This window comes from Streptomyces sp. NPDC005878 (genome assembly GCF_040629815.1).
Taxonomy (GTDB): Bacteria; Actinomycetota; Actinomycetes; order Streptomycetales; family Streptomycetaceae; genus Streptomyces.
This window is the reverse complement of record NZ_JBEXWK010000004.1, coordinates 120968-146283: the sequence shown is the minus strand read 5'-3', so window position 1 is coordinate 146283 and position 25316 is coordinate 120968. Positions and strand designations below refer to the sequence as shown.

Genomic DNA, 25316 nt, shown 5'->3' with positions numbered 1-25316 from the left:
CGCCGGGCCCCCTCTGTGATGGTCCGGGGGCCGTACACGCGCCGGCGCGCAGCCACCAAGTGCCGGTCAATCCAAAGGATGTACCGATGTCCCTGCGGAGTGCGGCCCCGCCGGTGGTCCGGCGGGGCCGCCCGGGATCGCAGGGTCCGGACCCTGATGGCCCCGGTGACGGTGGCTCAGGTGCAGGCGCTCCCGTTGAGGGTGAAGCCGGCGGGGGACGGGTTGGTTCCGGTGTACGTCCCCTGGACTCCGAAGCTCGCCGTGGCGCCGGGCGCGATCGTCCGGTTCCAGCCGGCGTCGCGGGCGCTGACGGAGGTGCCGCTCTGGGTCACGGTCGCGTTCCAGGCTCCCGTGGTCCGCTGGCCGCCCGGGTAGGTCCAGGTGAGCTGCCAGCCGTTCACGGTGGCCGGACCCGTGTTCTTGACGGTGACCGTCGCCGTGAAGCCGGTGTTCCACACGCTGTCCACCTTGTACGTCACGGCACAGGCCGCGGTGGGCGGTTCACCGGAGGACTCCCCCTCGGCGGCGTAGGCGGCGAGCCAGGCCAGCGGGGCGTTCCAGTTGACCGCCACCTCATTGGTGGAGTACGAGCCGATGTCGTCGATGTAGCACGCGGCGGGCGCGCAGCCCGGGAGTTTCGCCTGGGCCACCGGGTCCTGGAGCGCGCTGTCGGGGCCACCCGCGAGCGACCCGGCCGGGGGGTGCGGCAGCGAGGCGTCCAACTGGTGCGCCCAGAAGCGGTGGTGCTGGTTCTGCGAGGACGTCTCCCCATAGCCGGACACGTAGGACTGGCCGAGGGCGTTGCGGCCGAGCAGATAGTCCATCGCCTCCAGCGCGCCGGTGCGGTAGCGGGCGTCGCCCGTCAGCTCCCCGGCGACGGCCAGGATGATCGCGTTGTCCGCGACCTCGCTGTTCGAGCCCCAGAAGTACCCGTCCGCCGGGACCGGCACCGCGTAACCCTGGGCGCCCATCCTGGACAGATGGCTGTCGGCGGCCGCGGTCACCGACGCGCGTACGCGAGCCAGATCCGAGGCGGGCAGCCCGTTGGGCACCGTGGCCAGGGTGAGCCGGCCGAGCGCGGCGGTGTCCGCCCAGCCGAAGCCGTAGGGCGAGAAGGCGGCGGCCGAGGTGTGCCAGGACGAGGACGTCACCGCGTCCCGGAAGGTGCTCTCGCCGGTCGTGGCGTACAGCTCGGCGGCCGCCCAGTAGAACTCGTCGCCGACCTGCGCGTCGCCGTAGGCGCCACCTCCCGTACTGTCCGAATCCGGGGCGAGCAGGGCCGGGTTGGCCTGGGCGGCGGCCCAGGCGCGGCGGGCCGCGGAGAGGCAGCGGTCGGCGAACGCGGCGTCGTAGGGCCGGAAGACCCGGGCACACTGCGCCCCGGCCGCCGCCAGGTTCAGGGTCGCCGCGGTGGAGGGCCGGTGCAGCTCGCGGGGCTGGGCGTCCTGGTCGGGCCGGGTCGGCATCCCGGTCCAGGCCGCGTCATGGACCTTGTGGAACGCCATGCCCGCGTACGGCTTGCCCGCGGGCACCTGCATCCGCATCAGGAAGTCGAGCTCCCAGCGCGCCTCGTCCAGGACGTCCGGAACACCGTTGCCGCGCTCGGGGACGCGCAGGGTCGAGTCGCCCAGTGCCGCATCCGTGCCCGCCCGCTTGGCGCGCTCGAAGGAGCCGACGACCAGCCAGGTGGAAATACCGCCGTTGACCACGTACTTGCCGTGGTCGCCCGCGTCGTACCAGCCGCCCCTGACGTCCTGGGTGTAGTCGCACACCCCCGCTTGGCAGGGGACCGAGACATCGCCCTTGTTGGGCGCCACGTTCAGGTGCCCGGCCGGGCGCGCGTAGGCGGAGCCCACGAGGGAGGCGTCGATGGCGATGCCGCTGCGCTGGTGGTAGAAGAAGGCCATCGAGTCGGAGCGCAGCCCGTCGTAGAGGCCGGCGCGGACGTCGAAGGGCACGCTGCTGCTGCCGTCCACCGACAGGACGTATCCCGAGCCCGTCCCCTGATACGAGGAGAAGTCGGCTACGTGGACGGACTGCCCTGAGGGGGCGTCCGCGCCGCGCGGGGTGGTGGCTCCGGAGGCGACCACGGTCCCGGACGCGTCGCGCAGCTGCCAGGTGAGGGGCTGGGCCGCGGTGGTGACGACGGTGGCGCGTTTGGGTCCGTCCGGCAGGTAGCCGACCTGGTTGACGCGGACGGCCGTCGTAGCGGCCGCGGAGGGGGCCGACGCGGCGGGTGTGGCCAGGACGCCGCCGCCGAGGAGGCAGCCTGCCAGCAGGGCGGCGGCGAGACTTCTGGCCCGGCCGGACAACGGAGTGGGGGGCATGAGCGGCTCCTGGGAGGTCGGTGGGTGGTCAGACGGGTGGAGTGGGCCGGGTGAGCGGGGCGTGCGCCGGGGGAGGTGACGTGACGGTCCGCGGAGGGTCCTTTCCGGGAGGGCACGGAGCGGGAGCGCTCCCACGCGGCGAAATATCGAACATCGGTCGATGATTCGGGGATTTCGAGGCGGACAGTAATGAGGCGAGGGGCAGTCGTCAACAGGTGAGGATATGTGCGCGAGTTGAGGAGCGGTACGGCCGAGGCCCTCGCGAGCGGCCGCACTTGTGCCGTTGCCCGCCCCCGGGACACTTCCGGAGGCGGGCAACGGCTCAAGCGGTCAGGGCGGGGCGTCGGTCGTCGTACCCCACGGGCGGGCACACGACCGCATCGCGGCGGCCCCGGCTCGGAACGGACGGCGGAGCGGACGGCGGGGCCGGGTCGGGTTCAGTCGGCGCACGCGCACCCGGCGGCGCTCTTCGCCTCGGCGGGAGTCCGGGCCGGGTCGAGGGCCTGCTCGTCGGGGGTGCAGCAGGCGGTGGTGCCGCAGCAGGCGTCCGGGGCGGTGCGGGCCTTCTCCCGGGTGTCGGCGTCGGCCTTGACGACGTAGACCTCCCACGGCTCCTTGCCGGGACCGGTGACCCACACCTTGTCCTGCACGGCGTAGCAGCATGAGGTGTCGTTCTCCTCGCAGGTCGCCAGGCCCGCGTCCTTGAGCCGCCCGGCGGCCGCGGTGACCTCGTCGGTCGACGTCACCTCGACACCGAGGTGGTCCAGGCGGGTGTCCTCGCCTCTCTCGCCCTCGATGAGGACGAGCTTGAGCGGGGGCTCGGCGATGGCGAAGTTGGCGTATCCCTCGCGGCGCTTGGCCGGGGCGGTCCCGAAGAGCTTGGTGTAGAAGGCGACCGAGCCTTCCAGGTCGGCGACGCGGAGGGCGAGCTGAACACGGGACATGGCGGTTTCCCATCCGTGAGAACTGCTTGTATCGACGTCTGTCGATATATGCGAGGTTGTCACCGGATTAGATGGCTGTCAACATAGAGGCATGTCGAAACAAGCTGGTCTTCCAGTGCTCCGCCAGGACGACGAGGCGTGCTGCGCCCCGATGGTCCGCGAGCCGCTGGGGGAGGAGACCGCGGCCGAGCTGTCGCGGATGTTCAAGGCGTTGTCGGACCCGGTCCGGCTGCGGCTGCTGTCGCTGATCGCCTCCCATGAGGGCGGCGAGGCGTGCGTGTGCGACCTCGCGGGCCCGTTCGACGTGTCCCAGCCGACGATCTCCCACCATCTGAAGGTGCTCCGCGAGGCCGGCCTGGTCGGCTGCGAGCGGCGGGGGACCTGGGTGTACTACTGGGTGCTGCCCGAGGCCCTGGCGAAGCTGTCCGCCCTGCTCCAGATCCCCGTCGCGTCCTCGGCGGTTCCGGCGTGAGCGTGCCCGCGCCGCTGGGGTGGCGGGTGGCCGCCGAGGCGCTCGGCACGGCAGCGCTGGTCGCGGTGGTGGTCGGCTCCGGGATCCAGGCCACCGCGCTTACCCACGACATCGGGGTGCGACTGCTGGCCAACTCTCTGGCCACCGTCTTCGGCCTCGGAGTGCTGATCGCCCTGCTCGGGCCGGTGTCGGGAGCGCACTTCAACCCGGTGGTCAGCCTCGCGGCCTGGGTCACCGGTCGCCGCGCCGGGGGCGAGGCCACCCCGCTGCGCGACGTCATCGCCTACGTACCCGCCCAGATCGCCGGTGCGATCGCCGGTGCGATGCTGGCCGACGCCATGTTCGCCGAGCCGCTGGTGCGTTTCTCCACCCACGACCGGTCGGCCGGACACCTCTGGCTGGGCGAGGTCGTGGCCACCGCCGGGCTGGTCTGGCTCGTCTTCGGCCTGGCCCGCGCGGGCCGCGCACACCAGGCACCGCTGCTGGTCGCCTCGTACATCGGAGCGGCGTACTGGTTCACGTCCTCCACGAGCTTCGCCAACCCGGCCGTGACGGTCGGCAGGGCGTTCACCGACACCTTCGTCGGCATCGCCCCCGCGTCCGTGCTGCCGTTCCTCGCCGCCCAACTCGTCGGAGCCGCCGTCGGTCTGGGCCTGGTCGCGCTCTGTTTCGGCCGCACGGCCCCCGCGAGCGAGGACGAGGTGGTCGTCCCCCACGACGGACGGCAGACCTCCATCCCCACCCCCTCCGCCGAAGAAAGCGCGCTGACCTGATGAGCACCTCCGACGTACCCTCCGTGCTGTTCGTCTGCGTGCACAACGCCGGACGGTCCCAGATGGCCGCCGCCTTCCTCACCCACCTCGGCGCGGACCGCGTCCAGGTCCGCTCCGCCGGATCGGCCCCCGCCGACGCGGTGAACCCGGCCGTGCTGGAGGCCATGAAGGAGGTCGGCATCGATCTCTCGGACCGGACCCCCAAGATCCTCACCACCGAGGCGGTGCGGTCCTCGGACGTGGTGATCACCATGGGCTGCGGCGACGCCTGCCCGTACTTTCCCGGCAAGCGGTACCTCGACTGGCAGCTCGACGACCCGGCCGGCCAGGGCGTCGCGGCGGTCCGCCCGATCCGCGACGAGATCGAGCGGCGCGTCCGCGTCCTCCTCGCGGACCTCGGCATCGAGACGACGGCGTGACGAGCACCGGCCCCGGCCTACGCATCGCTCCGCGGCGGCAGGAAAACGCCGGGGATGGGCTCATGAATGTGCGGGCTCATGCATGTGCGGTGCCGGCCTGGGGGCGGCCGAAGAGAAGGTCGTAGCCGGCCGGCAACTGGAGCAGGATCTGCTCCATGAGCTGGTCGCCCGCCGCGTCGGCGGCAGTGCTCAGGACGGCGCTGACGTCCCAGGTGGCGGTCGTCTCGGTAGCCCCTTCGATCCAGGCCGCCGTGGCGCGTACGAACCGTTCGGGCGAGAGCGGTTCGGCGCTCTGCAACGGGTTCAGGAGGATCAGGGCGAAGGCTTCCGGCAGACACGCGGCCAGCTCGGCACGGACCCGGCCGACGAGGTGGGCCCCTAGCAGGGCGAGAACGACGCGGGCCGCCCGTTCGGCTTCCTGGACGTTCTTGTACTCGCCGCGTTCCTTCACCTGGTCGAGGAACGCTTCCCTTCGCAGGGACACGTCAGCCACCGCCTCTCTGGACTGAGGAGAGCGCAGGACGGGCGGAGGGGGGAGATCAGGTGCCCGTCCCGCGCCGCTGTTCGGCTCAGGTCGCCGTGTTCAGCCGGAGATCTCCTTGCGGGAGGAGTCCCCGCTGATGGTGATCTTGCGGGGCTTGGCGCGTTCGGCGATCGGGATGCGCAGGGTCAGCACGCCGGCCTCGTAGTCCGCCTTGATGCGCTCGGTGTCGAGCGTGTCGGCGAGGACGAGCTGACGGGAGAAGACACCCAGCGGCCGCTCCGACAGTTCCATCTGCACGTTCTCGGCCTTGGCGACGGGGCGGCGCTCGGCCTTGACGGTCAGCATGTTCCGCTCGACGTCGATGTCGATCGCCTCCGCGCTGACGCCCGGAAGGTCGAAGGCCACCACGTACTCGTCGCCCTCGCGGTAGGCGTCCATCGCCATCGCGGCAGGTCGCGTCCAGGTACCGGTGCCTGTGCCGGTCAGCTGCTGGGCGAGGCGGTCGAGTTCACGGAAGGGGTCGGTGCGCATCAACATCGTGAAACACCTCCAGAAGGTTCGGGCTGTACCCGCCAATGCGCTTCAACACCTCTGTTGTAGCACGTCATCCAATGGATGACAAACATGTCGTCGTCGAAAGGATGACGATGTGGGGGAGGTGGGGGCGGCGGGAGCGGCGCCGCTGACCAGCGCGGGGCCCTGCCGTGTTCGAGGCCGATAGCTCGCCCGTCGAACGCAAGAAAATCTATGTCGGCCGGAGTAGACATTGGGTGCTGGTGTGGCTATGGTTTCTCTTGTAGCTCAGATCGACAAGGCCCGGCAGAGACGAACTGCCGGGCAGCAGTACCCGTAGTTCGCAGGACGGTGCGGTGGTGGAGTTCCGAAGCCAGAGCAGGTGCAGGACGGTGACGGGACTGACCATCGGACCGGGTGGCCCGCAGTGATCAGGGGCCGCCACCAGCAGTACCGCAGTAAGCAGTACCGAAGTAGCAGTACCAGCAGTACGCAAGTGATTGATCCCAGAGGGAAGGACGGAGGAGCCCAGCGCCATCAGGATCGCCCGGGCGGATGGCTGAGCCCGGGTACCGCAGGACATCGATAGTGAGGTGGTCTCCGGTCAAGCAACCGCGATCCCCGCATCTCCGACAGCAACCGGGTCGGAACGGCGGAAACAGAAGGCCGGCGCAGTACCAGGGCCGGCAGATGGTGTAGCAGTTCCTTCGGGGCCCTGGTGCCATATGGCACCAGGGCCCCTCAACGCGTGCCACAGAGAGGTGCAAATGACAGTAGAGGACTCCAACAGTCGTCTCGACGACGACGACTATCCGGCCTACACCATGGGCCGGGCCGCCGAGATGATCGGCACCACCCAGGGCTTCCTCCGCGCCATCGGCGAAGCCCGGCTCATCACGCCGCTCCGCTCCGCCGGCGGCCACCGCCGCTACTCCCGCTATCAGCTGCGCATCGCGGCCCGCGCGCGTGAACTCGTCGACCAGGGCACGCCCATCGAGGCCGCCTGTCGCATCGTCATCCTTGAGGACCAGCTCGAAGAAGCCCAGCGCATCAACGCCGAATACCGCCGCGCCGCCGAATCGACGAACCCGTAGGCAGGCCCGATTCCGCGAGGCCGAAGAGCTGTCCCCGGTGCCGGGCCGGGCGGGTCACGCCCCGCCGAGGCGGCCGGGGGTGCCCGGTGGGTATCGCGTCCGCCGGGACTTCGAAGACGATCGTGAGTCCGTCGCTCTCGTTTCCCTGCTCGCCGACGCGCGTGAAGCCGAACCCCGCGATGGTGGCCAGGGAAGCCGCGTTGTCGGAGCCGATCCTGGCGCGCACGGTCGTGACACAGGGTTCGGCGGCCGCCCGCTGGAGCAGCGCCGTCAGCATGGCCCGGGCGTAGCCCCGGCGCCGGAACCTGGGCACCACGGTGTAGCCGACCTCGATCATTCCGGCCGCGTCCGGCGGACCGTGGAACCCCGCGTCGCCCACGACGGTCCCGTCCGGCTCGGACACCACGGCACGGGTGATCCACGGCGCGGCGGAGGGTTCCCTGAGGAGTTGGTCGGCGCGGTAGCCGAAGATCCAGCGGGCCCGGTCGCTGATGAAGTGCTCGTCGAGGGCGACCCCGGCCTCGGCGTCGGCAGCGGGGAGGTCCCCGTCCGCAAGCGCCCGCAGTGCCTTGGCGTTGAGTTCCACGAAGCGGACGCGCTTGGGGCTGGGGAGAGGTTGGTTGTTCATCGCGGGAGATGCTCGCCCAGCGCTGGGCGGCTGTCCACTGCTTAACGGTCTCCGCGGACACGGGTATCGACCCCGGTGACGTCGCCGCTTGACCGTCCCTGGGGGCACGCCTAAATTTAGAGGGCTCTCTAACTTCCCAGGAGAGGGGCGCGCGTATGCGGCCAGCCGACGGGGGACTGCGCGAGCACCACAAGGCCCAGCGACGGATCCGCATCCTTGAGGCGACGCGCCAGCTCCTGCGCGAGAGCCCGGAGTCGGCGCTCAGTACGGAGCGGATCGCCGAGCGGGCGGGGGTCGCCCCGGCCACGGTGTACAACCTGATCGGCCCCCGCGACAAGATCTGGGAGGCACTCGCCACCGGCTTCATGGACGAACTGGAGTGCCGCCTGGGGGAGTTGGGGATCTGCGGCCCGCAGGACGTCGTCCGGTCGACCGTCCAACTCTTCGTGGCCGACCCCGTCGTATCGCGCCGCCTGGTGCGCGAATGGGAGGCAAGCGGCCTCGTGTTCGCCCGCAGCCCGCTGACCCAGCTCCGCCGGGCCCTGGCGGACGCGCGGACCCAGGGACTTCTCCGCGCCGACGTCGACACCGACGGCTTGGCCACCGTCGTCGCCACCGCGTGCGTCGGCGCGCTGCACCAGTGGGTGGCGGCCCTGATCGACGATGACCGGTTCCTGGCGCGTGCCCTGTTCGCACTGGACGTCGCCCTCGCCGCGGCGGCCGCGGATCCCCATCGCGACCAGTTGCTCACGCCGCTGCGCGACCGGGCCGCGCTATGACCGCCGACGCTCTGCCACGCGAGTGCGGCTTCCTTGGCCACGGCGGGATCCGGCTCGTGGCGGACGAATGGGGCGAGGCGGCTTCACCGCCGCTCGTCCTGCTGCACGCGGGCGGCCAGACGCGACACGCCTGGCGTCGGACCGGCCCCCGGCTTGCCGCGCTGGGATGGCGCGTCGTCGCCCCCGACCTGCGCGGACACGGTGCCAGCGCATGGTCGCCCGACGGTGACTACGACCTCCGCCTGTTCGCCGACGACGTCCGTGCGCTGGTTGCCCAACTCGACGCGCGGCCGGTGCTGGTCGGAGCTTCGCTCGGCGGTCTGGGCTCGCTGCTCGCCGCCGGGGAGGCACCCGAGGCGGCGATCCGCGCTCTGGTACTCGTCGACGTCGCCCATCGGCCGGACCCGCGCGGGATCCGGCGCGTCGTCGAACTCATGCGCCGTCGCCCCGAGGGCTTCGCCAGCGTGCGGGAAGCGGCCGCGGCCCTCTCCTCGCCTGCGCCGCACCGCCCGCGTCGGGATGCGGGTGAAGGGCTGCGGACGTACCTGCGCCGCCAGGGCGATCGCTGGTTCTGGCACTGGGACCCGCGCCTGCTGGACAGTTTCGCGGGCCGGATGGACCCGCCGGGCATGGCGGACCGCCTCCTCGACGCCGCGCGCCACGCCGACGTGCCGATCCTGCTGGTGCGCGGCGGGATCAGTGACCTGGTGCGCGAAGACGTCGCCCAGGAGTTCTGCGCGAGGGTTCCCCGGGCGCGGTGCGTCGAGGTGGCCGGCGCGGGACACATGGTGGTCGGCGACCGGAACGAGCACTTCATCGACGCGATCGTCCCGTTCCTGGACGAGGTCGGGTGAGCTGGGCGCGCGTACGCGGTAGGTGCCCGTGAGAGCGCGGCCGGCAGCCGGACCCGCGCCGGCGCGATCCGCCGAGGAGCCGAAGAAGCCCAGGAAGCCCAAGAAGAGGAAACCGGAGAAGCCGAAGAAGAGGCCAAAGGGCCTTTCTTCGGGGGGACTTCTGTAACCGTTTCTTCCCAGGTCGCGTCGCGCCGTACTGGACACGCCGCGCCTGAATAATGCCCCCTGTGCTCCTCAATTCCCTGCTGGTCATGCTCGTTGCCGCGTTCTCGGTCGTTCTGACCGCTTATCTCATGTCGCGAAGAAGCGATAAAAAAACCACCGATCTACCGAAGGGGGTCGAGATGGCCATCGGGGCCATCAGCGGCCTCTTCGTGTTCTCCTTCGCCTTCCTCGCCGTGAACGCCCAGTCGGAACTGACCGCCGCCCGGAAGGCCGGCCTCTCCGAGGCGAGTGCCCTCAAGGACGCCTACTTCGCCGCACAAGGGCTGCCGGCCGCGGACCGCGACCGGGTCCGCCGGGAACTCGTCGGGTACACCCGTTCGGTCATCAGCGCGGAGTGGCCGGCGATGAGTGAGGGCCGGGCGGACCCGGCCACCGTGCGGGGGCTGGACATGCTGCGGTCCTACGTCTACCGCAGTGCCGGCCCGGACCGCGACGCCCGGGCGGCCAAGTCGGAAGTGAACCAGCGACTTCGGGAGGTGTACGTGGCACGGCGTGAGCGCCTGGCGGAGAAGGACGCGCAGGTGCCCCTGCCGATCCTGTCCCTCATGATCGGCGCGGGTGTCGCCACCCTCGCCGTCATCGCGTTCTTCGGCCACCCCGTCACCAAGGTCCACTACGTGTTGCTCGGATTCGGGGCCGCCGGCTTCGGCTACATGATCTACCTCGTACTGGCCCTCAACCACCCTTACGGCGGCGGGGTGAGCGTCGGCCCGGATGCCTATCAGGAGGCACTCGCGCGCTATCCGGATCTCCTGCGCTGACCGCCTGTTCCGCCGGGGCCGTGCGCAACCGGGTCCGTGCCGAAGGGGAACGGTCGCCGTCGAAGGCCGGACGGAGCTGCTCGAACCAGGTCGCCTCCGCGTTCCACCGGGCGAAGAAGGGGCGCCCGAGCATCGTCTCGTCGCGGGCTTGCAGGAACTGGCAGACGAACACCCGCTCGCCCTGGACGGATGCCTCGCCCGTGAGGTGGACCTTCCCGGGAGTCGCGGACATGACGGGTCCGCGGGCCGTGCGGGCGAGCCCGGACACCTTGCGGACCGCGGAATGGTAGATGTCCACGGCCCGCGCCAGGGGTACGGCGAAGTAGTTCTCGGCGCCCGTGTCGCGCTCGACGAACATGTAGTACGGCTGAATCCCCACACCATCTCCCGCCACATGTCCGCCCAGGCGTCCGGGTCGTCGTTGACGTACCGGACGAGAGGTGCCTGGGCGCGTACCACCGCGCCGGTCGCCCGGATGCGGGCGACGGCCTCGCGTGCGGCGGCGGTGCCCAGCTCCCTGGTGTGGGAGAAGTGGGCCATGACGGAGACCGAGCGTCCGACCGCGACGCACTCTTCCAGCAGACGCAGGACGTCGTCGGCGTCCCGGTCCGTCAGGAAGCGGTAGGGCCAGTAGCTGAGTGCCTTGGTGCCGATCCGGATGTTCTGCAGGTGGGCGAGGTCCGGCGCGAGCAGGGGCGCGATGGTGGTGCGCAGTCGGTCGGCGGACATGATCATGGGGTCGCCGCCGGTGATGAGGACGTCCGACACCTCGGGGTGTGCCCGCAGATACGCCCCGGAGTCCTCGGCCTGGCGCAGACTCTGCTTCCATTCGGGCACCCCGACGAACTGGGCCCAGCGGAAGCAGTACCCGCAGTAGGCGTGACAGGTCTGCCCCGCCGCGGGGAAGAGCAGGACGGTGTGCCGGTACTTGTGCTGGAGGCCCGGGACGGGCCGCCCGTCCAGCGTCGGGATGTTGTACTCGATCTGGCCGGACGGATGGGGGTTGAGCTGGCGTCGCAGCTTGAGCGCGACCTCGCGGAGGTCACGGCTCGTCGCCCCGGACGCCTGGAGCATGTCCATTTCGTTGAACATCGCGGGGGGGAAGCATGTCCCGGTGGGGGAAGGTGAGCCGGTAGAGGGGATCGTCGGGGACCCTGTCCCAGTCGATCAGTTCTTCGAGGACATAGCGGTTGACCTTGAACGGCAGTACGGCGGCGACGACCTTCATGTCCCGGCGCGTTCTCTCGTCGAGCCCCTGGAGCTGCGGCAGGTCCGCCAGGCGCTCACCCGGCACGGACTGCAATGTCGGTCGGTCCACGCGGGTCGCTCACTCTCGGTCAGACCTCGAGGGAAGGATGCGGAAGCCATTCGAGTCTCACACCGCTGCCCCCGCCCCGCATCCCACCCCGAGCCGGGTGACTCCGTGCCGAGCCTCGCGGCGACACCCCCGCGCACGTGTCCGCAGGGGGATTCACCGCGTGTAGCGGGCGGCCAGGGCGCGTACCGTCTCGGCGACACGGTCGCGGAGTTCTTCCGGAGCGAGGACCTCGACATCGGTGCCCAGCCGCAGGAACTCCTGGTGGGCGTGGTCCAGGGATTCGATGGGTACCCGGGCCTGGGTCCACTCGCCCTCCCCGGGCGTGACACCGAGGCGTCGGGCTCCCTCCCCGGTGAGCCGCACCAGGGCCTCCCCGGTGTGCAGCCGGGCGCGGAAGTCGGCCAGGTAGCCCTTCCAGTGCGCGGCCAGGTCGAACCCGTCCGGGACGGTGAACTCCTCCTCCAGCGGCCGCAGTTCGTCGATCTGGTCGACCCGGTAGGTGCGGATCCCGGACGGCCCGGCGGCGACCAGATACCAGCGGCCCGCCTTGAGGACGAGTCCGTACGGCTCCACCCGTCGCTCGATCTCCTCCGGCGCCCGCCAGCGCCGGTACCGCAGGACCACGGCCCGCCGCGTCCACACCGAGGTGGCGACCGCCGCCAGGTGAGGCGTGCGGTCCCCGTCGCCGTACCAGCCGGGGGCGTCGAGCAGGAACCGCTCCTGGATCCGCCCGGCGTGTTCGCGCAGCTCCGCCGGGAGGGCGGCCCGCAGTTTGAGCTGGGCGGTGGCGAGTGCCTCGCCGAGACCGAGCTCGGCGGCGGTGCCGGGGAGCGCGGCGAGGAACGCGGCCTGCGCCTCGTCCGCGGTCAGTCCGGTGAGCCGGGTCCGGTAGCCGTCGACCAGCCGGTAACCGCCGGCGTGCCCGGCCTCGCCGTACAGCGGAATACCGGCGGCGCCGAGCGCCTCGACGTCCCGGTAGACCGTACGGACGGAGACCTCCAGCTCCTCGGCCAGTTGCCGGGCCGTCATCCGGCCCCGGTTCTGGAGCAGGAGAAGCAGGGTGACCAACCGGCTCGCGCGCATACGGCTCAGTATTCCCGTATCCACTGACACTGGATGTCAGGGGAGCGTCCCTAGCCTGCGCGTATGAACCACTTCGGCTTCCCACAAGACTTCGACTTCCTGCACGGCACCTGGGACGTGGCCAACCGCCGTCTCACCGCACCGCTCGGCACGGGCCCGGCCACCTGGACGGAGTTCCCCGGCCACGCGGTGGTCCGGCCCCTGTTCGGGGGCGCCGGCAACATCGACGAGATCACCTTCCCCACCCTCGGACGCCAGGGCGTGACCCTGCGGCTGTTCGACCGCGAGACGGAGCACTGGTCGATCCACTGGTCCGACAGCCGGACCGGCCGGCTCGATCCTCCGGTGGTGGGTGGCTTCACCGGCGACCGCGGTGACTTCCACGGCGAGGACACCTACGACGGCCGTCCGATCGGAGTGCACTTCACCTGGTACCGCCTCGGCCCGGACACCGCCCGCTGGGAGCAGGAGTTCTCCGCGGACGACGGCCGCACCTGGGAGCTCAACTGGACGATGGACTTCACCCGCACCGGAGCGAGCGCCGTATGAGCATCGTCGAGCTTCGGCAGTACACCCTGCGTCCCGGCACCCGGGAGACCCTGATCGAGCTGTTCGAGCGCGCCTTCGTGACCGGTCAGCAGGCGGTCGGCATCACCGTGGGCGGCCGATTCCGCGACCTCGACGACCCGGACCGTTTCGTGTGGCTGCGTGCCTTCCCCGACATGGCGCACCGCCGACGCGCACTGGAGGCGTTCTACACCGGCCCCGTCTGGCGGGAGCACCGTGACGCGGCCAACGCCACCATGATCGACAGTGATGACGTCCTGCTGCTGCGCGGCCCCGGTTTCGCCCCGCCGCCGGACACCAGCGAGGTGGTCGCGACCATCTGCCACCCGTCCGACCCGGCTGCCTTCGACACGTACGCGGCCCTGCGTCTGGAACCGGGTCACGCACTGCACCGCACGGAGCACGCCGAGAACGACTACCCCCTGTTGCCCGTCCGGGTTAGGGAGGACGTCCGGGTCTGGTTCGGCCCGGCCGAGACCCCGCCCTGGCCGGTCCGGCGGCTGCGGCTGGAACCCGTGCGGCCCTGGCCGTACGCCGTCATGCGACGGGCGGGGTGAGGAACCCCCACGCACCGGGTCCGGGGGACACCTGCCCGCCTCAGTGGATGTCGTGGTCGGGATGCGCCTGGTCGTAGGCGTGCCGAGCCTCGGCGATGACGGGGCGGTGGGCGAGGGACCAGTCGGCGAGCGCCTTGACCAGGTGGGTCAGGCCCGCCCCGGTCTCGGTCAGACGGTAGTCGACCTGGGCCGGGACCGTGGGGTACACGGTGCGCAGCACAAGACCGTCGCGTTCGAGCCTGCGCACGGTGAGGGTGAGCATGCGCTGGGAGATGCCGTCGATGGCGCGCTGGAGTTCACGGAAGCGACGCGGCCCGCCGGCGAGTTCGACGATCACGAGCACCGACCACTTGTCACCGATGCGGTCCAGGAGATCGCGGATGCCGCAGTCGGGGTGGTCTTCGCTTCCGCACGGGTCGAGTTCGGCGGCGGTGGTGGTTACCCCGGTGTGCGTGAGTGACATCGAACTGCCTTCTTGTGGCCGGTTGGCGTGCGTCCGAGGATCAAGCGTAGTCACTGGTGGGCACGACGACGGAAGACTGTGATCGATCATGATTTTGGTGACCGGAGCGAACGGGAACCTCGGCTCGGCCACGCTCGCGGCGTTGCACACCCGTGGCGCTCTCGCGGTGGGCGGCAGCCGGGTGCCGGGCGAGGGCATGCGGCGTGTGGACTTCGACGACCGGGCCGGCCTCGACCTCACCGGAGTGTCGACTCTGGTGCTCGTCTCCGCCGGTTACGGAGAGGACGACCAGGTCGTCGCCCGGCACGCGGCGGTCCTGGACGCCGCCGTGCGTGACGGCGTCGGCCACGTCGTCTACACGAGCCTGACCACCGCCGGCGACCACCTCGGTTTCGCTCTCGCGCACCGCGCGACCGAACACCTGGTGCGGCAGAGCGGCTTGCCGTGGACGATCCTGCGCAACGGCCTGTACGCCGAACTCTTCGGCGGTTTGCTGATGTGGGCCGGTGACGGTGTGGAGTCCGCGTTCGGGGACGGCGCCCTGGCCGCGGTAGCGCGCGAGGACCTGGCGGAGGCCGCGGCGGTTGTGGCGTCGGACCCTACGCCCCATCGCGGACGCGTCCACGACCTCGTCGGCACGCCGATCACGGCCGGGCAGGTGGCCGACGCGCTCGGCGTCACCCACAGGCCCATCAGCCTCGGCGAGTACCGGCGCAGGCTCCTTGAGGACACGCCGGGGCTGCTGCCGTTCCAGCCGCCGATGCTCGCCTCGATCGCCACCAGTATCCGGCACGGCTTCCTGGACGGCACCGCACCCGACCTCACCGATCTCCTCGGCCGAGCGCCCCGCAATCCACTGACGACGGCTCACGCGGCCGCGTCCGCTGCCAGGCCGCACCTGAGCGTGTAGCGGCGCCGACGGCACGGCGGCACCCGCCCCTGCCCCTGGCCCGGGGCGGCGTGGGCAGGGCCACGTACGATCAAGCGGTTTCCGCCCCCGTGAGGAGTACGCGTCCGTGACCGCCGTTGTTCCGCCACGACCCGCCGCCGGAGCCCTGCCGGTGCGGCAGCTGTCCCGCTTCGAGGACGGTGAACGACTGCACGGCCTGCTGTGGCGGGCCGGTGACGGCTGGCGGATGATCAGCAGCGCGGTGCTCGGCGGCGGTATCGGGGAACGCTCCTGGGTCCTCAACGCCCAGGTGTCCCACGGCTATCGGCGCCGCGACCCCGACCGCCACCTCGCCGAGCTGGCCCATCAGGCGGGCGCCCGCGGGCCGGGGGTCGGGCTGATGACGGCCGCCGACGTCCGGGCGTACGGTCACGGGGACGACGAGGGGGTGGACGCGGTGGCCACCGCGGGCCTCGGAGTACGCGGCTGGGCGGCCGCGGCGACGCCGGCCCCAGCCGTGACCCCGCGGCCCGGCACGATCAACATCGTGGTCGCGCTTCCGGTGGCCATGACCGACGCGGCGCTGGTCAACGCCGTGGCCACGGCCACCGAAGCCAAGGTGCAGGCCCTGCTCGACACCGGCTACGACTGCTCGGGCACCCCCACGGACGCCGTGTGCGTCGCCGCCCGGTCGCCCGTGGACGGGGCGGAGGTGCACGCCTTCGCCGGCCCGCGCTCACTGTGGGGCGCCCGCCTGGCCCGCGCTGTCCACCAAGCCGTACGCGGGGCCGCCGCACCGATGCCATGAGCGCGGGACCTGCGCCCGGCAGGCACGAGCCTGCCGTCATCCCCCGGTGTGGACCTCCAAGGAGGCACGCACGGCGGACTCCACGGCTCCCTCGATCCAGGCCGGCTTGACGGACGTGTGGTCCCCGGCGAAGTGCAACGGCCCTTCGGGCAGGGGGATGCAGGGCAGCAACTCCGTGTGCTGCCCGGGCAGGAGCACGGACGCCTCGCCGAAGGCGTACGGGTCGCGCGCCCAGCTCTGCGTACGGCCCGCGCCGGTGTAGAAGACCTCGATGCGCTGCCCGTAGACCTGCTGGAGACCGCACAGGGCGTACGGGTAGCGCGCCTCGTCGTCCAGGGCGTCCCAGCGCCGTGCGTCGTCCGACCAGCTGTAGGAGGCCAGGACCACCCCTCCGGCGCTGTGGGGGACCGGGTGGGAGGGGTGGAACATGAAGCGGTTGGCGTTGTCCGACACCGAGCCGCCGCCCACGACGTCGACCGCCTCCGGCTGGTCCCGCACCACCGCGCGGTTGGCGGCGTAGTGGGTGCGCTGGTCCGCGGTGATGTGGCCGCCGGGGACGGAGGGGTGGGCGCCGAGCAGACTGCCGTCCGCGACGGCGCGGCCGGTGCGGTAGTCGTCGTACAGGCCGGCATCGATCGCGCGCAGCTCGCGCTTCCAGTCGGCCTCGTCGAACTCCCACCACCGGCGGCTGAACTCCAGCAGGACCTTGGTCGCGCTGTCGTAGTGGAGTTCGCAGACCGCGCGGCGTTTGGCGTACGACATGGGCGGGTCGATCTGCACGTGGCGCAGTCCGGCGAACGGCACCGTGACCACGGCGGCGTCCGCGGTGAACTGCTCGCGGACGACGGGACCGTCGCGGCCCTCGGACACGGTGTCCATCCACACCCGCGGGCCCTTGCCCCGCACGTGCCCGGCGTCCGGCGAGGAACGGTCGGCGTGGTGGTACTCGATGCGCGTGACCCGGCGGTCGAACCGCACGTCGTCGCGCACGCGCTTCAGAAGGGCGTCCGGCAGTACGGCCGTGCCGCCCTCCAGCTCGTAGAAGGGTGTGTCGGGGCTGATCAGGGAGGAGCCGATGAAACTGTGGATGAAGGACAGCGGCAGCCGTGAGGTGAGGTTCTCCACGGTGCCGATCAGGTCGATGGTCCGCTCGTCGAAGCCCGCGTGCTCGGTCAGGAAGCGGAACATCGACCAGTCGCCGAACCGCTGCACCACGCGCGCCCAGCCCCGCAACCGCTCCGGGAGCGGCTTCTCGACGCGCTTGCCGTCACGGCCGAGGTAGCTGAACTCGTTGCGCACCGGGTCGAGTACGGAGCGCAGGATGGCCGCGGCGGGGGTGTCCCAGTGCGCCTGGGGGACGCCGAAGGACCGGTTGATGCGCCGGGGCGCGCGGGCGTAGTCGGCGCGCCGCATACGGATGCCGTTGACGTGGATCCAGGTGCGGTTGGCGGGACGCCCCTCGTGGTCGATGTCGACGTAGTGGAACGGGCGCTTCTTCAGGCCGAACCGGTCGATCAGCTCCATCACCAGCGTGTGGCTGCCGGGCAGGCGCATCGCGCCCGCCTCGGCGTACTGGCGGGGATCGGCGAAGGGCTGCTCGGCGTGTTCGTGGCCGCCCGTGCGGAAGGTCTTGACGCGTCCGCCGACGCGGTTGCCGTTGGCCTCCAGGATGGTCACCCGGTGCCCCGCCCGCTTCAGCAGCCAGGCGGTGACCAGCCCGGCGGGCCCGGCGCCGACGACCAGGACGTTCTTGGGGCCGGTGCGCCGCTGAGCGGGCAGGCCCTCACGGAGGACGTGCTGGTAGCGCGGGACGAGAGGGTGGTCGTCGGAGTCCAGGACGAGCAGGGCGCGAGCGACGGCGAGGCACCGCTCGAAGTCGGCGCCATGGCCCCGGGCCGGAGTGTCCGCTGTCGGCGGGGCCGCGGCGGCCGAGCCGGTGAGGGCCGTCGCGACCGTGGCCGTGCCGGCCACCGCCGCGAAGCTCCGCCGGGAGAGACCGCCCTCTGAGCGCACCGCGTGATCTTCAGTCATGGCGCCCATTTGTAACGGCTGTCGTGGCCGGTGACCCGCACATACAGCGGCATTGACTCGAAGGAGCGACGCGGCGACAAAGCCTGACGTCGCGGCAGCCGGCCCGTCAAGGGAGAGGCCGGAGGGCCGGTCCGCAGACCCGAAGGGGTGAATGCCGAGCGATCCGGGGCCGCCGCCGCGATCGATCCCGCACACTGCCATAGGCATATCCACATCCGCCCTCTCCAGCGAGCCCGCGCGGCGCATCCCGTACCCGGCGCCGAGACGGCCGCCCGAGAGAGCGGGGCGACGGAGGGACAAGCGTGGCGCAGCGGCGTACGCGGCTGGCGGAACGGGCCCGGTACTGGTTCGACAGCACGCTGACCCGCGGCGCCGTCGCCCTGGTCGGCTGGATGGCCGTGCTGTGTCTGGCCATCGTCGTCCCCGCCAGCGCGGTCATGGTGTGGACCGACCCGCACGCGCCGGCGTCCCTGAAGGACCGGCTGGTGCAGGTGTGGCATGTCACCGGGGAGACGCTGCGGCTGGGGGGCGCCACGGGCAGGCCGCTGCGGGTGGCCCTGTCGGTGCTGCTCGCCCTGGTCGCCCTGCTGTACGTCTCGACCCTCGTCAGCCTGATCACGGCGACCCTCACGGAACGGCTCAACGCGCTGCGACGGGGCCGTTCCACCGTGCTCGAACAGGGGCACGCCGTGGTCCTCGGGTGGTCGGAGCAGGTGTTCACCGTGGTGAGTGAGCTGGTGGCGGCCAACGCGAACCAGCGGCGTGCGGCCGTGGTGGTGCTCGCCGACCGGGACAAGAGCGCGATGGAGGAGGCCCTGAAGACGAAGGTGGGCCCCTTCGGGCATACGCGGCTGATCTGCCGCAGCGGTCCACCCACCGACCCGGCGGTGCTCGCCCTGACGAGCGCGGTCACGGCCGACGTCGTGCTGGTGCTGCCCCATGACGAACCCGAAGCGGACCCCGAGGTGGTCAAGACACTGCTGGCACTCAGGGCCGCCCTGGCCGGGGAGAAGACCCGTCCACCCGTCGTCGCCGCCGTCCGGGACGACCGGTACCGCCTGGCCGCCCGTCTGGCCGCCGGGCCGGACGGCGTCGTCCTGGAGAGCGACACCATCACCGCCCGGCTGATCGTCCAGGCCGCCCGCCGCCCCGGGCTCTCCCTCGTCCACCAGGAACTCATCGACTTCGCCGGCGACGAGTTCTACCTGGTCGACGAGCCCAGCCTCACCGGCCGCACGTTCGGCGACGCACTGCTGTCCTTCCGGACGTCAAGCGTCGTCGGGGTCATACGAGACAACACCCCGCTGCTGAATCCGCCCCCGCAGACGCCGCTCGCTCCCGACGACCTGCTCATCGTCATCTCCCGTGACGACGACACGACCGTGCTGGACGACTGCGCGCGTTCGGTCGAGGAGGCGGCGATCGCCTCCGGCCCGTCGACACCCGCACGAGCGGAGCGGGTGCTCCTGCTGGGCTGGAACCGCCGAGCGCCGCTCCTGGTCGAGCAACTGCGCCGCTGTGCCCGGCCCGGATCGGCCATCGACGTGGTGACCGGGGGCGGCGGAGCGACAGCCCGGCAGGTGGACGAGGCAGACGCGCGCAGCGGCACCAATCTGACCGTGGCCCTGCACGACGCGGACATCACCCGTCCCGAAACCCTGGAACGCCTGGACGTCCACTCCTACGACAGCATCATCGTGCTCGGCCAGGACCCCGCCCCGGGAGCGCCGCCGGACGACCCCGACAACCGTACGCTCGTGACGCTTCTGCTGCTGCGGCAGTTGGAGGAAATCACCGGACGCGAACTGCCGGTCGTCACCGAACTGGTCGACGACCGCAACCGCGCGCTGGCACCCATCAACCCCGGCGCCGATGTGATCATCAGCGGCAAGCTCATCGGCCTGCTCATGGCGCAGATCTCCCAGAACCGGCATCTGGCAGCGGTGTTCGAGGAACTGTTCTCCGCCGACGGCACCGGGGTACGCCTGCGGCCGGCCCCCGACTACGTACGGCCGGGCCTGGAGACGTCCTTCGCCACCGTCGTGGCGGCGGCACGGCTGCGCGGTGAATGCGCCATCGGATACCGGAGCCACGACGGCTCGTCGACGCGTCTGGGGTACGGCGTGCGGATCAACCCGCCCAAGGACGAGCGGCGCTCCTGGGGGGCCAGGGACGAAGTGGTCGTCGTCAGCAAGGAGTGACGGACGCCGTCGACGGGCTTCGGCCTGCGGGCGCTCAGAGACAGTCACCGCGCCCGCGGCCGGGCGCCGCGGGTGGCTGTCATCCGTCCCTCCCACCCCAGGGGTTTGAGGCCGGAGGAAGCGAGCAGGAGCCTGTCACGACCAAACCGGTACTTTACGAGGAGGTCCCCGATGTCGGGCGAGCAGAAGACCAAGGCGCACGTCGAGCAGGCCAAGGGCAAGGCCAAGGAGGCTCTCGGCCGCGCGGTCGGCAACGAACGCATGACCGCCGAAGGCCGTGCCGACCAGGCCAAGGGCGATGCCCGCCAGGCCAAGGAGAAGACGAAGGACGCGTTCCGCCACTAAACGGCCAGACCGCCGGACGGTTGCACGGCCGCACGGCAGGCGTCTCTTGTAGCGCCCGGCCCCCGACCCCCTCGCGGGGCCGGGGGCCGGGTCGCGTTCCCCGTCGCTAGCGGCGCAGCGCCTCCGCGCCCGCATACTGGGCACCGCCGCCCAACTGCTCCTCGATACGGATGAGCTGGTTGTACTTGGCGGTGCGGTCGGAGCGGGACAGGGAGCCGGTCTTGATCTGGCCGCACCCGGTGGCCACCGCGAGGTCGGCGATCGTGGTGTCCTCCGTCTCGCCCGAGCGGTGCGACATGACGACGGTGTAGCCGGCCCGGTGGGCGGCGTCGACGGTGGCCAGAGCCTCCGTGAGGGTGCCGATCTGGTTGACCTTGACCAGGACCGAGTTGGCGACGCCGGAGGCGATGCCCTCGCGAAGGAGGGTCTCGTTCGTGCAGAACACGTCGTCACCGGTGAGCTGGCAGCGCGCACCGACCCGCGCGGTCAGGTCCCGCCACCCCGCCAGGTCGTCCTCGGCCATCGGGTCCTCGATCGACACGATCGGATAGGCGTCGATCAGCTTGACCAGGTAGTCGGCGTGCTCGGCGGGCGTACGCCGCACTCCTTCCCCGGTGTAGTCGTAGACGCCGTCGCGGAAGAACTCGGAGGACGCCGGATCCATGACCAGTCCGATGTCCGTCCCGGGCCGGTATCCCGTGCGCTCGACGGCGGTCACCACGAAGTCGAGGGCTTCCTCCGCGGTGCGCAGGGCGGGGGCGAAACCACCCTCGTCGCCCACTCCCGTGGAGTGCCCGGCGGCCAGCAGGTCGCGCCGCAGGGTGTGGAAGATCTCGGACCCCATTCGTACGGCCTCGGCGAAGGTCTCCGCGCCGATCGGGGCGATCATGAACTCCTGGAAGTCCAGCGGATTGTCGGCGTGGGCACCCCCGTTGACGATGTTCATCATCGGTACGGGCAGCAGCCGCGCGCCGGAGCCGCCGAGGTAGCGGTAGAGCGGCAGGCGGTGGGCCGCGGCGGCGGCCTTGGCGGCGGCCAGGGACACCCCGAGGAGCGCGTTGGCGCCGAGCCGGGACTTGGTGGGGGTGCCGTCCGTGGTGACGAGGGCCGCGTCGAGCCCGGCCTGGTCCTCGGCCTCGCGTCCGGTGACGGCCTCCGCGAGTTCCGTGTTGACGTGGTGCACCGCGCGGTCGACGCCCTTGCCGTGCCAGCGGGCCGGGTCGCCGTCGCGGAGTTCGACGGCCTCGCGGGCGCCGGTCGAAGCGCCGGAGGGGACCGCGGCGCGGCCGATGGATCCGTCCGCCAGTTCCACGTCCACCTCGACGGTGGGGTTGCCCCTGCTGTCGAGGACGCGGCGGCCGGTGACGGAGGTGATGGCGGTCATGGGGAGCCTTCCCGTTGTCGCGTGCCGGGGTTCGGCTGCGGCGACGGTGGCGCTGAACCCGGCATCCGCGACTCTACAGCAGTGCTGTGCAGTTTGGCTGTTCAGTCTCCCTGTGCAGTTGTGCTGTTCAGTTCAGGTGTGCAGGAAGACTGCGCAGCCGGGCTGCGGTAAAATCGGGTATGCCCCTTCCGGAATCCACTGCCGTCGCGGCCGAACTGCGCACCGCGATCGGCAAGCTCACGCGGCGCGTGAAGCTCGAGGACCAGATGCCGCTCGGCCAGGTGGCCGTTCTCGGTGCGCTGGACCGCAGCGGTGCGATGACGACCAGCGAACTGGCGGCGGATCAGCGGGTGCGCCCGCAGTCCATGGCCCGGGCCGTCGGACTGCTCATGGAGCAGGGGATGATCACGCGCCGCGCGCACCCCACCGACGGCCGCAAGAGTCTGGTCGAGCTCTCCTCCGCGGGTGAGGCGCTGCTGGCGGAGGCGCGGGGGCGTCGGGCGGACTGGCTCGCGCGGGCGATCGAGGCGGAGCTGACGGCGGAGGAGCGGGAGGCACTGGCGCGGGCGGTCGGGCTGGTGGAGAGGCTCGCGGCGCACTAGGGGAGCCCGCGTACCGGGCGGCAAGCGGCCTGGTGGCGCGGGGCGCGCGGCTGGCGGGCGTCCCCGGCGGCCGGCGTCACAGGCACTCGGGGGTCAGCCAAGTCCGCTCGTAGTTCACCCCGTTCACCGTGACCCGTCCGAAGAAGTGGACGCACTTGGTCGCGGCGCCGTACACGTCGATGTACCCGGCATAGTCGTTGTAGGTGCCCGAGTCGGACCAGGACGTCTGCCAGTCCCCGCGGCGGACGACGATCTCCATGTGGTGCGCGCCGGAGATCGACTCGCCAGCCCGTGCACAGTAGGTGCCTCCCTTGTAGCTGCCGGAGTACCAGATCTGCATGTACCCCAGCTCCCTGGTTCCGTTACGCAGGGTCACCGTCTTCCATGTCTGGCCGGGGCAGGAGCTGAACGGTCCGCCGTAGCCCGGAGGAGCGGCCGCGGTGTCGCTCGCGGACGCCGCGGGTGCTTGCAGCAGGCTCGCGAGCACCACGAGGATCCCCAGCACGAACGCCCTCGGCCTCGGCTTCCGCCTTTCGGGCATCTTCATCTCGTTTCCCCCGTTTCTCCCCACCCGGGCCCTGATGCCGGGCGGTGCCGGTTCCGACGATGGCAGCCGTCGGCCACGCGGACAAGACGCACGGCGCAGTCGGTCACCGGGCCGCGCAACAGGCCTGGTCCGCGCCGTTGTTGTGCGCCTGGCGCACCTTCGCGCCCCCCGTCTCGCCACGAGATCTTGCCCACAGGGGGTAAGGCGTGTGGCGACAGGGGGTACACGAACGCCGTGTGAGAGAGTGGCGGAGAGTGAATAGTTGCCTTCTGGCAACTGTGGAGGAAGGCAACCAAGAGGCCGTGCGGACCGTGCACGGGAAAGGACCTGGAATGTTCCGGTGGGCGGACGCCGTTCCGTGCGCTGATCGTCGGCAGTCGGCGGTGATCAGGGATGTCGCGCTGCCCTACGGCGCTCAGGCCGTGCGGCTGTCGGAGTCCGCGGAGCCGTCGTGCATCTGCGCCTCCGCTGCGACGCAGAACGCCTCCAGACCCCGCAGCAGTGCGGCCCGCTCGGCGATCGGCATCTGTTCGAGGACTGCCTGTACGGCTTGTTCCCGGCGGGCCCGCAGATCGGTGATGAAGGCCTGGCCCCGGCCGCTGAGGTGCAGGCGCACCTCGCGCCGGTCGACCGAGCTCACTTCGCGCTCCACGAAGCCCGCGGCCTGGAGACGGTCGCACAGGCGGCTCGTCGAGGGCGGGGTGGAGGCCAGGAAGTCGGCGAGGGTGCGCAGGTTGATGCCGCTGTTGTGCTCCAGGATGAGCAGGACGCGCAGCTGGGACGCGGACGCCGGTGCCGTGGAGGCTCTGCCCCACAGGACTTCCAGCAGCTCCGCGGCCGTGGAGGTCACGCGCGCGACCTCGTTCGGCACGGGGCGGGGGCGGAAGTCGGTCACGGTCACACTCTCGCAGGCACTGGGACGGCTGCCAGCCTACTAGGCGCGGGCGTCGGCGCGGATGCCGTGGCACTACCGGCGTGGTCGAACCGGACGGCTACGCCGCTTGAGAGCGGTACATGACCTTCCGGTAAAGGATTGGTGATTTCCATCGTGAACAGATATATGGCAGCAGAGCGTGCTTTGCGCACGGCGGCGCCCCACGAGGTGCTCGACGCTGTCCGTCGTGTGCTGATCGAGCAGTACGCGGCGGACTCCGTCGAGCTCTTCATGGCCGACTACGGCCTGTCGGTGCTCCAGCCGGTGTCTGTGCTTCCGCACACCCTGGCGCCGGTGTCGGTGTACAACAGCCCGGCCGGCCGGGCCTTCGGCGCCCAGGAGCCCTTCATCGAGGGGCCGGACGGCGGCCCGGTGCGGGTGCACCTGCCCGTCACCGTGCGCGGCGACCGGCTCGGGGTGCTGACGGTGGCGTACGCGAGCCGGGAGCCGGTCGCCGACTGCCTGACGGAGCTGACGCAGATCGCGGAGATGCTCGGGCACGAGGTGATCGTCGCCGAGCGGGACACCGATCTGTACTTGCAGGCGCGGCGCAAGGACCGGCTCACCCTGGCCGCGGAGATGCAGTGGCAGCTCCTGCCGGGCCGGTCCTGCGCGCGCCCTGAGTACGAGCTGGGTGCGCAGTTGGAGCCGGCGTACGGGATCTTCGGCGACAACTTCGACTGGTCGGCGACGGCCGACCGGTTCATGTTGTACGTCTCCAACGGCATGGGGGAGGGGATAGAGGCCTCCCTGCTGACGAACCTCGCCGTCAACGCCCTGCGCAACGCCCGGCGGGCGGGGATCGCGCTCGCCGACCAGGCCGCCCTCGCCGACCAGGCGGTCTACGCCCACTACCGGGGGCGCTGCTACCTGTCGGTGCTCATGTTCGACTTCGACCTCGCCACGGGCCGGGCGCGGGTGGTGGACGCCGGTTCGCCGCAGATGCTGCGGCTGCGCGACGGGGTGGTGGAACGTGTCCAGTTCGAGGCGCAGCTTCCGCTGGGCATGTTCGAGGAGACCGACTATGTGGCCCAGGATTTCCGGGCCGAGCCGGGGGACCGGTTCATCTTCGTGAGTGACGGGGTGTACTCGGTCGCCTCGCCGGCCGGTGAGACGTACGGGAGTGCTGCCCTCTCCCGGGCGATCACGGCGACCCGTCTGCTGCCGGCGGCCGAGGTACCCCGGGCCATCCTGCGCGAGTTGGCCGGCTACCGCGGCGACCCCACGCCGAACGACGACGCGCTGGTGATCTGTCTGGACTGGCGGGGGCGGTCGACGTGACCGGGCTCTCCCGGCCGGGCGCGGCCGGCGGCG

Annotated in this window: 28 protein-coding genes; 15 read left to right on the top strand and 13 right to left on the bottom strand. The window is 71.3% G+C overall.

Features of this window, described 5'->3' with window-relative positions; all coding sequences use genetic code 11:
* Positions 1-176: 176 nt before the first annotated feature.
* Both ABZ404_RS09205 and ABZ404_RS09200 read right to left on the bottom strand, forming a co-directional pair.
* On the bottom strand, positions 177-2327 hold the full coding sequence (locus tag ABZ404_RS09205; protein WP_358832080.1) for a glycoside hydrolase family 9 protein: 2151 nt from the start codon (positions 2325-2327) through the stop codon (positions 177-179).
* Between the two features lie 437 nt (positions 2328-2764).
* Positions 2765-3271, bottom strand: a complete 507-nt coding sequence (locus ABZ404_RS09200) for an ArsI/CadI family heavy metal resistance metalloenzyme (protein ID WP_358832081.1) — start codon at positions 3269-3271, stop codon at positions 2765-2767.
* A gap of 91 nt (positions 3272-3362) precedes the next feature.
* Here ABZ404_RS09200 and ABZ404_RS09195 point away from each other — a divergent pair, with 91 nt between their 5' ends.
* From ABZ404_RS09195 to ABZ404_RS09185, 3 genes are read left to right on the top strand one after another with little or no spacing between them, the layout of a single operon-like run.
* The gene (locus ABZ404_RS09195) at positions 3363-3743 is read left to right on the top strand and encodes a metalloregulator ArsR/SmtB family transcription factor (RefSeq protein ID WP_358832082.1); all 381 of its coding nucleotides are present in this window, start codon (positions 3363-3365) and stop codon (positions 3741-3743) included.
* A 2-nt stretch (positions 3744-3745) separates the two neighbouring features.
* Entirely contained in the window at positions 3746-4516 is a 771-nt protein-coding gene (locus tag ABZ404_RS09190; RefSeq protein ID WP_358832127.1) for an aquaporin, read from the top strand.
* A complete protein-coding gene (locus ABZ404_RS09185; protein WP_358832083.1) occupies positions 4516-4935 on the top strand; it encodes an arsenate reductase ArsC in 420 nt (139 codons plus the stop codon). The genes ABZ404_RS09190 and ABZ404_RS09185 overlap by 1 nt, the downstream gene beginning before the upstream one ends.
* A gap of 76 nt (positions 4936-5011) precedes the next feature.
* Here the strand turns inward: ABZ404_RS09185 and ABZ404_RS09180 are convergent, their stop codons facing one another.
* Positions 5012-5419 carry a DUF2267 domain-containing protein gene (locus tag ABZ404_RS09180; RefSeq protein ID WP_358832128.1) on the bottom strand — a complete coding sequence of 136 codons (408 nt, stop codon included), beginning with the start codon at positions 5417-5419 and terminating at the stop codon, positions 5012-5014.
* 99 nt (positions 5420-5518) lie between these two features.
* Positions 5519-5956 (bottom strand): Hsp20/alpha crystallin family protein, encoded by a 438-nt coding sequence (locus tag ABZ404_RS09175; RefSeq protein WP_358832084.1) that lies wholly within the window; start codon positions 5954-5956, stop codon positions 5519-5521.
* A gap of 743 nt (positions 5957-6699) precedes the next feature.
* Between ABZ404_RS09175 and ABZ404_RS09170 the strand changes: the two genes are divergently transcribed.
* The gene (locus ABZ404_RS09170; protein WP_358832085.1) at positions 6700-7026 is read left to right on the top strand and encodes a MerR family transcriptional regulator; all 327 of its coding nucleotides are present in this window, start codon (positions 6700-6702) and stop codon (positions 7024-7026) included.
* On the opposite strand, the gene ABZ404_RS09165 is transcribed toward ABZ404_RS09170, so the two are convergent.
* Positions 6983-7654: a GNAT family N-acetyltransferase gene (locus ABZ404_RS09165; RefSeq protein WP_358832086.1), complete on the bottom strand. Its 672-nt coding sequence runs from the start codon at positions 7652-7654 to the stop codon at positions 6983-6985. The genes ABZ404_RS09170 and ABZ404_RS09165 overlap by 44 nt on opposite strands.
* A gap of 155 nt (positions 7655-7809) precedes the next feature.
* Here ABZ404_RS09165 and ABZ404_RS09160 point away from each other — a divergent pair, with 155 nt between their 5' ends.
* The 3 genes from ABZ404_RS09160 (at position 7810) to ABZ404_RS09150 (ending at position 10273) form a co-directional block, all read left to right on the top strand.
* Positions 7810-8433 (top strand): TetR/AcrR family transcriptional regulator, encoded by a 624-nt coding sequence (locus ABZ404_RS09160; protein WP_358832087.1) that lies wholly within the window; start codon positions 7810-7812, stop codon positions 8431-8433.
* A complete protein-coding gene (locus ABZ404_RS09155; protein ID WP_358832088.1) occupies positions 8430-9287 on the top strand; it encodes an alpha/beta hydrolase in 858 nt (285 codons plus the stop codon). The genes ABZ404_RS09160 and ABZ404_RS09155 overlap by 4 nt, the downstream gene beginning before the upstream one ends.
* Positions 9288-9514: 227 nt before the next feature.
* Positions 9515-10273, top strand: coding sequence for a hypothetical protein (locus ABZ404_RS09150; protein WP_358832089.1), 759 nt, complete (start codon positions 9515-9517; stop codon positions 10271-10273).
* Here the strand turns inward: ABZ404_RS09150 and ABZ404_RS09145 are convergent.
* The 3 genes from ABZ404_RS09145 to ABZ404_RS09135 all read right to left on the bottom strand — a co-directional run bounded on the left by ABZ404_RS09145 (position 10188) and on the right by ABZ404_RS09135 (position 12674).
* Positions 10188-10652 (bottom strand): hypothetical protein, encoded by a 465-nt coding sequence (locus tag ABZ404_RS09145; RefSeq protein ID WP_358832090.1) that lies wholly within the window; start codon positions 10650-10652, stop codon positions 10188-10190. The genes ABZ404_RS09150 and ABZ404_RS09145 overlap by 86 nt on opposite strands.
* A gap of 663 nt (positions 10653-11315) precedes the next feature.
* Positions 11316-11567 (bottom strand): hypothetical protein, encoded by a 252-nt coding sequence (locus tag ABZ404_RS09140; protein ID WP_358832091.1) that lies wholly within the window; start codon positions 11565-11567, stop codon positions 11316-11318.
* A gap of 177 nt (positions 11568-11744) precedes the next feature.
* Complete coding sequence (locus ABZ404_RS09135) at positions 11745-12674, bottom strand: YafY family protein (protein ID WP_358832092.1); 930 nt, start codon at positions 12672-12674, stop codon at positions 11745-11747.
* 63 nt (positions 12675-12737) lie between these two features.
* Between ABZ404_RS09135 and ABZ404_RS09130 the strand changes: the two genes are divergently transcribed.
* On the top strand, positions 12738-13223 hold the full coding sequence (locus ABZ404_RS09130) for a hypothetical protein (protein ID WP_358832093.1): 486 nt from the start codon (positions 12738-12740) through the stop codon (positions 13221-13223).
* Positions 13220-13798 carry an NIPSNAP family protein gene (locus ABZ404_RS09125; protein WP_358832094.1) on the top strand — a complete coding sequence of 193 codons (579 nt, stop codon included), beginning with the start codon at positions 13220-13222 and terminating at the stop codon, positions 13796-13798. The genes ABZ404_RS09130 and ABZ404_RS09125 overlap by 4 nt, the downstream gene beginning before the upstream one ends.
* A gap of 40 nt (positions 13799-13838) precedes the next feature.
* Here the strand turns inward: ABZ404_RS09125 and ABZ404_RS09120 are convergent, their stop codons facing one another.
* The gene (locus tag ABZ404_RS09120; protein ID WP_358832095.1) at positions 13839-14261 is read right to left on the bottom strand and encodes a helix-turn-helix domain-containing protein; all 423 of its coding nucleotides are present in this window, start codon (positions 14259-14261) and stop codon (positions 13839-13841) included.
* Between the two features lie 88 nt (positions 14262-14349).
* Here ABZ404_RS09120 and ABZ404_RS09115 point away from each other — a divergent pair, with 88 nt between their 5' ends.
* Together ABZ404_RS09115 and ABZ404_RS09110 are read left to right on the top strand one after the other, a co-directional pair.
* On the top strand, positions 14350-15171 hold the full coding sequence (locus ABZ404_RS09115) for an NmrA family NAD(P)-binding protein (protein WP_358832096.1): 822 nt from the start codon (positions 14350-14352) through the stop codon (positions 15169-15171).
* 106 nt (positions 15172-15277) lie between these two features.
* Positions 15278-15958, top strand: a complete 681-nt coding sequence (locus tag ABZ404_RS09110; RefSeq protein ID WP_358832097.1) for an adenosylcobinamide amidohydrolase — start codon at positions 15278-15280, stop codon at positions 15956-15958.
* A 36-nt stretch (positions 15959-15994) separates the two neighbouring features.
* On the opposite strand, the gene ABZ404_RS09105 is transcribed toward ABZ404_RS09110, so the two are convergent.
* Positions 15995-17989 (bottom strand): FAD-dependent oxidoreductase, encoded by a 1995-nt coding sequence (locus ABZ404_RS09105; protein WP_358832098.1) that lies wholly within the window; start codon positions 17987-17989, stop codon positions 15995-15997.
* A 302-nt stretch (positions 17990-18291) separates the two neighbouring features.
* Between ABZ404_RS09105 and ABZ404_RS09100 the strand changes: the two genes are divergently transcribed.
* Both ABZ404_RS09100 and ABZ404_RS09095 read left to right on the top strand, forming a co-directional pair.
* Positions 18292-20190 (top strand): NAD-binding lipoprotein, encoded by a 1899-nt coding sequence (locus ABZ404_RS09100; protein ID WP_358832099.1) that lies wholly within the window; start codon positions 18292-18294, stop codon positions 20188-20190.
* Between the two features lie 171 nt (positions 20191-20361).
* Positions 20362-20535, top strand: a complete 174-nt coding sequence (locus ABZ404_RS09095; RefSeq protein WP_358832100.1) for a CsbD family protein — start codon at positions 20362-20364, stop codon at positions 20533-20535.
* 106 nt (positions 20536-20641) lie between these two features.
* On the opposite strand, the gene eno is transcribed toward ABZ404_RS09095, so the two are convergent.
* On the bottom strand, positions 20642-21919 hold the full coding sequence (gene eno / locus ABZ404_RS09090) for a phosphopyruvate hydratase (protein ID WP_358832101.1): 1278 nt from the start codon (positions 21917-21919) through the stop codon (positions 20642-20644).
* 179 nt (positions 21920-22098) lie between these two features.
* On the opposite strand from eno, the gene ABZ404_RS09085 reads away from it, so the two are divergent.
* Entirely contained in the window at positions 22099-22521 is a 423-nt protein-coding gene (locus ABZ404_RS09085) for a MarR family transcriptional regulator (RefSeq protein ID WP_358832102.1), read from the top strand.
* A 76-nt stretch (positions 22522-22597) separates the two neighbouring features.
* Here ABZ404_RS09085 and ABZ404_RS09080 read toward each other — a convergent pair whose 3' ends face one another.
* Both ABZ404_RS09080 and ABZ404_RS09075 read right to left on the bottom strand, forming a co-directional pair.
* Positions 22598-23062 (bottom strand): hypothetical protein, encoded by a 465-nt coding sequence (locus ABZ404_RS09080; protein ID WP_358832103.1) that lies wholly within the window; start codon positions 23060-23062, stop codon positions 22598-22600.
* Positions 23063-23483: 421 nt separating this feature from the next.
* Entirely contained in the window at positions 23484-23969 is a 486-nt protein-coding gene (locus ABZ404_RS09075) for a MarR family transcriptional regulator (RefSeq protein WP_358832104.1), read from the bottom strand.
* Positions 23970-24128: 159 nt separating this feature from the next.
* Between ABZ404_RS09075 and ABZ404_RS09070 the strand changes: the two genes are divergently transcribed.
* A complete protein-coding gene (locus ABZ404_RS09070; RefSeq protein WP_358832105.1) occupies positions 24129-25283 on the top strand; it encodes a PP2C family protein-serine/threonine phosphatase in 1155 nt (384 codons plus the stop codon).
* The last annotated feature ends 33 nt before the right edge of the window (positions 25284-25316 follow it).

What these genes read in the sequence shown, in the direction of transcription:
- ABZ404_RS09205 (WP_358832080.1), bottom strand. Translation starts at nt 2,327, where the DNA reads ATGCCCCCCACTCCGTTGTCCGGCCGGGCCAGAAGTCTCGCCGCCGCC.
- ABZ404_RS09200 (WP_358832081.1), bottom strand. Translation starts at nt 3,271, where the DNA reads ATGTCCCGTGTTCAGCTCGCCCTCCGCGTCGCCGACCTGGAAGGCTCG.
- ABZ404_RS09195 (WP_358832082.1), top strand. Translation starts at nt 3,363, where the DNA reads ATGTCGAAACAAGCTGGTCTTCCAGTGCTCCGCCAGGACGACGAGGCG.
- ABZ404_RS09185 (WP_358832083.1), top strand. Translation starts at nt 4,516, where the DNA reads ATGAGCACCTCCGACGTACCCTCCGTGCTGTTCGTCTGCGTGCACAAC.
- ABZ404_RS09175 (WP_358832084.1), bottom strand. Translation starts at nt 5,956, where the DNA reads ATGTTGATGCGCACCGACCCCTTCCGTGAACTCGACCGCCTCGCCCAG.
- ABZ404_RS09170 (WP_358832085.1), top strand. Translation starts at nt 6,700, where the DNA reads ATGACAGTAGAGGACTCCAACAGTCGTCTCGACGACGACGACTATCCG.
- ABZ404_RS09165 (WP_358832086.1), bottom strand. Translation starts at nt 7,654, where the DNA reads ATGAACAACCAACCTCTCCCCAGCCCCAAGCGCGTCCGCTTCGTGGAA.
- ABZ404_RS09160 (WP_358832087.1), top strand. Translation starts at nt 7,810, where the DNA reads ATGCGGCCAGCCGACGGGGGACTGCGCGAGCACCACAAGGCCCAGCGA.
- ABZ404_RS09155 (WP_358832088.1), top strand. Translation starts at nt 8,430, where the DNA reads ATGACCGCCGACGCTCTGCCACGCGAGTGCGGCTTCCTTGGCCACGGC.
- ABZ404_RS09135 (WP_358832092.1), bottom strand. Translation starts at nt 12,674, where the DNA reads ATGCGCGCGAGCCGGTTGGTCACCCTGCTTCTCCTGCTCCAGAACCGG.
- ABZ404_RS09130 (WP_358832093.1), top strand. Translation starts at nt 12,738, where the DNA reads ATGAACCACTTCGGCTTCCCACAAGACTTCGACTTCCTGCACGGCACC.
- ABZ404_RS09125 (WP_358832094.1), top strand. Translation starts at nt 13,220, where the DNA reads ATGAGCATCGTCGAGCTTCGGCAGTACACCCTGCGTCCCGGCACCCGG.
- ABZ404_RS09120 (WP_358832095.1), bottom strand. Translation starts at nt 14,261, where the DNA reads ATGTCACTCACGCACACCGGGGTAACCACCACCGCCGCCGAACTCGAC.
- ABZ404_RS09115 (WP_358832096.1), top strand. Translation starts at nt 14,350, where the DNA reads ATGATTTTGGTGACCGGAGCGAACGGGAACCTCGGCTCGGCCACGCTC.
- ABZ404_RS09105 (WP_358832098.1), bottom strand. Translation starts at nt 17,989, where the DNA reads ATGACTGAAGATCACGCGGTGCGCTCAGAGGGCGGTCTCTCCCGGCGG.
- ABZ404_RS09095 (WP_358832100.1), top strand. Translation starts at nt 20,362, where the DNA reads ATGTCGGGCGAGCAGAAGACCAAGGCGCACGTCGAGCAGGCCAAGGGC.
- eno (WP_358832101.1), bottom strand. Translation starts at nt 21,919, where the DNA reads ATGACCGCCATCACCTCCGTCACCGGCCGCCGCGTCCTCGACAGCAGG.
- ABZ404_RS09085 (WP_358832102.1), top strand. Translation starts at nt 22,099, where the DNA reads ATGCCCCTTCCGGAATCCACTGCCGTCGCGGCCGAACTGCGCACCGCG.
- ABZ404_RS09080 (WP_358832103.1), bottom strand. Translation starts at nt 23,062, where the DNA reads ATGCCCGAAAGGCGGAAGCCGAGGCCGAGGGCGTTCGTGCTGGGGATC.
- ABZ404_RS09070 (WP_358832105.1), top strand. Translation starts at nt 24,129, where the DNA reads ATGGCAGCAGAGCGTGCTTTGCGCACGGCGGCGCCCCACGAGGTGCTC.